The 5193-nt window shown below is 73.6% G+C and carries 4 protein-coding genes; 2 read left to right on the top strand and 2 right to left on the bottom strand.

Features of this window, described 5'->3' with window-relative positions; translation table 11 throughout:
- Positions 1-52: 52 nt before the first annotated feature.
- Positions 53-700: a TetR family transcriptional regulator gene (locus AB8Z36_RS31225; RefSeq protein ID WP_369216751.1), complete on the bottom strand. Its 648-nt coding sequence runs from the start codon at positions 698-700 to the stop codon at positions 53-55.
- Between the two features lie 157 nt (positions 701-857).
- Here AB8Z36_RS31225 and AB8Z36_RS31220 point away from each other — a divergent pair, with 157 nt between their 5' ends.
- Positions 858-1691 (top strand): VOC family protein, encoded by an 834-nt coding sequence (locus AB8Z36_RS31220; RefSeq protein WP_369216750.1) that lies wholly within the window; start codon positions 858-860, stop codon positions 1689-1691.
- Between the two features lie 203 nt (positions 1692-1894).
- A complete protein-coding gene (locus tag AB8Z36_RS31215) occupies positions 1895-4279 on the top strand; it encodes an outer membrane protein assembly factor BamB family protein (protein WP_369216749.1) in 2385 nt (794 codons plus the stop codon).
- A gap of 12 nt (positions 4280-4291) precedes the next feature.
- On the opposite strand, the gene AB8Z36_RS31210 is transcribed toward AB8Z36_RS31215, so the two are convergent.
- Complete coding sequence (locus tag AB8Z36_RS31210; RefSeq protein ID WP_369216748.1) at positions 4292-5074, bottom strand: enoyl-CoA hydratase/isomerase family protein; 783 nt, start codon at positions 5072-5074, stop codon at positions 4292-4294.
- Between the last annotated feature and the right edge of the window lie 119 nt (positions 5075-5193).

The following is a 5193-nucleotide window of genomic DNA, read 5'->3' as shown; positions in this document are numbered from 1 at the left end:
GCTGGAGAGGGTGCGGGGGTGTGCGGGGTGGCGTAAGGCGTCGGGAGCCGGGCTACTTCGTCGGCTTCCTGCCCGTCACACCCAGGTGTACCAGCGTCGCGAGGTTGGGCTTCAGCTCCGCCTGCTTGACGCCCCAGGTCTGGAAGCCGCGCTGGTGCGAGGCGACCGCGGCGAGCATCGCGACGATCGAACCCGCCATGGCGGCGGGGCTGACGTCCTTGTCGACCTTGCCCTTGGCCTGGAGCTCCTTGACGGTGTCCGTAAGGGAGTTGTTGACCGAGTTGAGGATCTTCATCCGGATCTTGTAGAAGCGCTTGTCGCCCTCGGCCGCGCCCAGGTCGACGACGCGGAGGATCGCGTCGTTCTTGCGCCAGAACTCCATGAAGCCGTCGACCAGCTCCTGGGAGGTCTGCCAGCCCGCCTTGCCGACCCACGACCTGCCTTCGAGGAGCTGGGTCAATTCCGCGCCCTCGGCGGCCATTTGCTCCGCGATCTCCAGGACGGCTCCCTCGACGTCCGGGAAGTACTGGTAGAAGGTCGCGGGTGAAGTCCCCGCCTTCCGGGCGACGTCGATGACTTTGACGTCCCGGTAGGGCGAGGAGCTGAGCATCTCGCTGAGGCAGTCGAGCAGCTTCTGACGCGTCGCCTGACCGCGCCGACCGGCCACACGGCCGTCGACGGTCCGTACCTGTCCTGTCATGCCGTCAGCTTACCGAGGGGTGATCGGAGCGCGATTCGGCCGAGTGCAAATGGGGTTGGGGCGCGCGAGCGGGCGGTGGGCGGGCCCTCATGCGAATTGGCCAAATGTTCGAATTCTGGCGCTGCGCGTCCATCGAACCGCCGCTAGCTTGACTGGCATGGACCACACCGATCAGGACACAGCGGACGGCTGCGCGGAGGGCGTGCCCTGCTGGGCCGACGCGATGCTCCCCGACGTCGAGGGCGGCAAGCGGTTCTACGGAGAGCTCTTCGGGTGGACCTTCGACGAAGGGGCGGGGCCGGAGTACGGCCACTACGCCCAGGCGTACCGGGACGGGCGGCCCGTCGCCGCCCTCGCGCCCAAGGCGGACGGCCGCATGCCCACCGTATGGACGGTCTATCTGGCCACCCCCGACGCCGCCGCGCTCGCCCGGCGGATCAAGGCGGCGGGCGGCTCCATGGTCATGGAGGTCATGCCCGTGGGCCCCTTCGGGACGATGGGGCTCGCCGCCGATCCCGAGGGTGCCGTCTTCGGGCTCTGGCAGGGCGGGGCGCACCGCGGCTTCGGCCTGACGCGGGCGCCCGGGGCGTTCTGCTGGGCCGAGGTGTACTCCAGGGACGCGAGCCTGGTCGACCCCTTCTACGAGGGTGTCTTCGGCTACGAGGGCCATGACCTGGACCTGCCGGGCGTCGAGGCCTTCCGCACCTGGTCGCCCGCCGGGTCCGAGCCGGGCCCCGGCACGGCCGTCGGCGGGCGCCAGCTCTTCCCGGGCGCCGGTGCCGTCGGCGGGCGGAGCGCCGACGGCTACAGCACGCCCGAGATGCCTCCGCACTTCCTCGTCTATTTCAACGTCACCGACGCCGACGCCACGACCGCGACGGCCACCCGGCTCGGCGGGCGCGTGCTCATGCCGCCCAGCGACATCCCGTACGGTCGGATCGCGGTGATCAGGGACAACCAGGGAGCGGTCTTCGCGGTCCTCCAGGACTGAACGCGGTCCTCCGGGACCCGGAAGCGGTCCTCCAGGACGGAACGGAATGGTTTTGTCCGGAGACACCCCGATCACGCCCCGGGTTCGCCACGGCCGCCTCCGACAGGAAGAATCAGGGTGCGTGCCGCCGGAGCGGCTCGGTGGTGAGACGCTGCACGGGGCGGCCCGCTTCGGCGGCCGCGTACGGGGAGGTGGCAGGGCAAGTGGTGGATCAGCTGACGCAGCACGATCCGAGGCGGATCGGCCCGTTCGAGGTCCTCGGCAGGCTGGGCGCCGGTGGCATGGGCCTGGTCTATCTGGCGCGCTCCGCGTCGGGACGGCGCGTGGCGATCAAGACGGTGCGGACCGAGCTCGCCGAGGACCAGCTCTTCCGGGTCCGCTTCACGCGCGAGGTCGAGGCCGCGCGCGCCGTGTCCGGTTTCTACACGGCCGCCGTCGTGGACGCCGATCCGCGCGCCGCCGTGCCCTGGCTCGCCACGGCGTACGTGCCCGCCCCCTCGCTCGAGGAAATAGTGAATGAACACGGGCCGCTGCCCACCCAGGCGGTGCGGTGGCTGGCGGCGGGCGTGGCCGAGGCCCTGGAGTCCATCCACGGGGCCGGGCTCGTCCACCGTGACCTCAAGCCGTCCAACGTCCTCGTCGTCGAGGACGGACCCCGCGTCATCGACTTCGGCATCGCGTCCGGCGTCTCCAACACCCGGCTGACCATGACCAACGTCGCCGTCGGCACGCCCGCGTACATGTCGCCCGAGCAGGCCAAGGACTCCCGCAGCGTCACCGGGGCCAGCGACGTCTTCTCGCTCGGCTCGACCCTGGTCTTCGCCGCGACCGGGCATGCGCCCTTCCATGGCGCCAACCCCGTAGAGACCGTCTTCATGCTGCTGCGCGAGGGCCCTGACCTGGAAGGACTCCCGGACGATCTGCGTCCGCTGATCGAGTCCTGCATGCAGATGGACGCCACGAGGCGGCCGTCCCCCGCCGACCTCCAGGCGCAGCTCGCCCCGCACCTCTTCGCCTCCGAGAGCGCGGGCGACGACGACAGCGGCACCGCTTCCGCCTGGCTGCCCGAGCGGGCCGTCGCGCTCATCGAGGCCCGCAGGGGCGGCAGGCCGCCCGCCAGGGTCCCGGCCGCCGCGGGCCGCAGCGGCGGCCCGGSCGCGGCACCCGCCGCCTCCGTGATCGCGCCGCCGCCCCCGCAGCAGCCGCCGCCCGCGCCGTCCCGGCCGCCGTTCGCGCCCTCGCCCGACGGGGGAGCCGTGCGGCTCGCCGGGGCGAAGGTGCCGATCGGGCCGGGCCCGCGGGTGGCCGCGCGCCCGTCCGTCGGGCCGGGCGACTCCGGGCTCGCGGCGTCCTGGACGCGGTCGTCGGCCCCGCCCCGGGGCGGCGCCAACGGCGTCTCGCCCGCCGCCGTGCCCGCGCCCTCACCCGCGCCGGACGCGGCGCCCACCTCGTGGCGGCCCTGGCGCTTCCGGATGTCCAACGACGTCTGGGGCACGCCCGCCGTCGCGGGGAACCTCGTCTACGTCACCTCCTTCGAGGTGCACGCCCTCGACGTCGGCACCGGCCGCCGCAGCTTCAAGACCCGGGACGTCGCCTGGTCCATGGCGGTCGCCGACGGCCGCATCCACGCCTCCGACGGGCCCACGCTGTACGCGCTCGACGGCGCCGACGGCTCCGACCTCTGGCGGCTGCCCACCGACGCCTGGGTGTACTCCCTCCAGGCCGCCCGCGGCACGGTCGTCACCGGCACCCGGGGCGGCGGCGTCCAGGCCTGGGAGGCGGTCAACGGCGAGAAGCTCTGGGAGATCACCGGGGCGCAGACCGACTTCGAGACGCCGGAGGCCGGACCCGCCCTCTTCGACGGCACGGTGTACGTCTGGAAGGACGCCCGGCTGCGCGCCCTGGAGGCCAGGACCGGCGAGGAGCGCTGGTCCTACCCCGTCGGCGACGCGGCGTCCTGCGGCGGTGTGCCGGTCCGGCTCACCCAGGCGCAGGACGGGTACGTGTACGTGGCCGCGGGCACCCGGGTGCTCGCCATCGACGTGGCCGCGGGACATGTCCGCTGGCACTTCGAGGCACCCGCCGCCTTCCTCTGCCCGCCCGCCTTCGCGCCGGGCCCGGCCGTCACGGGCGGCGGCGTTTACCTCGCCGACTACCTCGGCACGGTCTACGCGCTCGACGCCACGGACGGGCGTGACCGGTGGCGCATCGCCACGGAGTCCCGCTCCTCCGTCGAGCCCGTCCTCGTCGCCGACGGCCATGTGCACGTGGGCAGCGGCAAGGGGCTCTACACCCTGGACGCGGTCACCGGCACCCCGAAGTGGCGCTTCCAGGCGGGCGGCGAGGTCGTCGGTGCCCCGGTGGTCGCCGACCGCCGCATTCACTTCGGCTCCACGGACCACCTGCTCTACACCCTGAAGGCCGACGACGGCCGCCTCCGCTGGAAGCTGGCCACCGGCGGCGAGATCACGGGCGCGCCCGTGGTGCGGGACGGGGTGGTGTACGCGTGCAGCAAGGACCGCTGTGTGTACGCGCTGGACGCGGAGCGGGGCACCGGGACGGCCGCCGGGGGCTCCGGGCGGAGCTGACCGGCGGCGGGATCACCGCACCCGGAACTCCCCGCCCCGCCGTCCCCCGAACAGCTCCGCCTGGCGCTCCGGCGGCAGGTTGCCCAGCGTGACCAGGTGCGGCGCCTGGGCCAGCGAGGCGGCGAGCGCGGACTGCCGCGCCGACCAGAGCGAGCGGACCGTGCCCTGCACCGCCTCCGTGGGGAAGGCGGCGATGGTCCCCGCGGCGCGCACCGCCGCGTCGAGCGCCCCGCCCGGCGATGTCAGTTCGGAGACGAGGCCGGTCTCGTACGCGCGCCGCGCCGAGATCCGCTCGGCGGTGCCCATCAGCGCCATCCGTGCGGCCTCCCCGTGGGGCATGCGCTGCGCCATGTACATCGACTCGTACGCGCTCACCATGCCGTAGGCGGTGTGCGGGTCGAAGAACGTCGCGTCCTCGGCTGCGACGAGGAACTCCGCCTCGCCGAGGAGGTAGAACGCGCCGCCGCACGCCATGCCGTTGACCGCCGCGATCACCGGCTTCCAGCAGTCGTTCGCCTTCGGCCCGATCGCGGCGAGCGGATCGTCGACCGTGTACGGCGAGCGGGGCTGCGGCACCTGGACCGAGCGGTCGATCCCGGTGCAGAAGGCCCGGTCGCCCGCGCCGGTCACCACGACCGCCCGCACCGAGTCGTCGAAGCGGAACGCCCGCCAGGCCCCGGTGAGCTGTGCCGCCGTCGCCAGGTCGATGGCGTTGTGGCGTTCCGGGCGGTCCAGGGTCAGGACGGCCACGCCCGTCTCCGCGTCCACCCGCGTCCGCAGCGCGCCCTCCGTCACGGCCGCTCCAGGACCCAGCGCGGCACCGTCACGCCGTCCACGTCCACGAAGACGGCCTGCACCTTCGCGCCGATGCGCAGCCGGTCGGGGGCGACGGAGTCCAGCGGGGCGTCGGGGGC

This window comes from Streptomyces flavofungini (assembly GCF_041028215.1).
GTDB lineage: Bacteria > Actinomycetota > Actinomycetes > Streptomycetales > Streptomycetaceae > Streptomyces > Streptomyces flavofungini_B.
Note: the sequence above shows the minus strand (reverse complement) of the source record. Positions and strands in the feature narration are given on the sequence as shown.

Coding starts and splice junctions, on each gene's coding strand:
- AB8Z36_RS31220 (WP_369216750.1), top strand. CDS start 858: ATGGACCACACCGATCAGGACACAGCGGACGGCTGCGCGGAGGGCGTG.
- AB8Z36_RS31225 (WP_369216751.1), bottom strand. CDS start 700: ATGACAGGACAGGTACGGACCGTCGACGGCCGTGTGGCCGGTCGGCGC.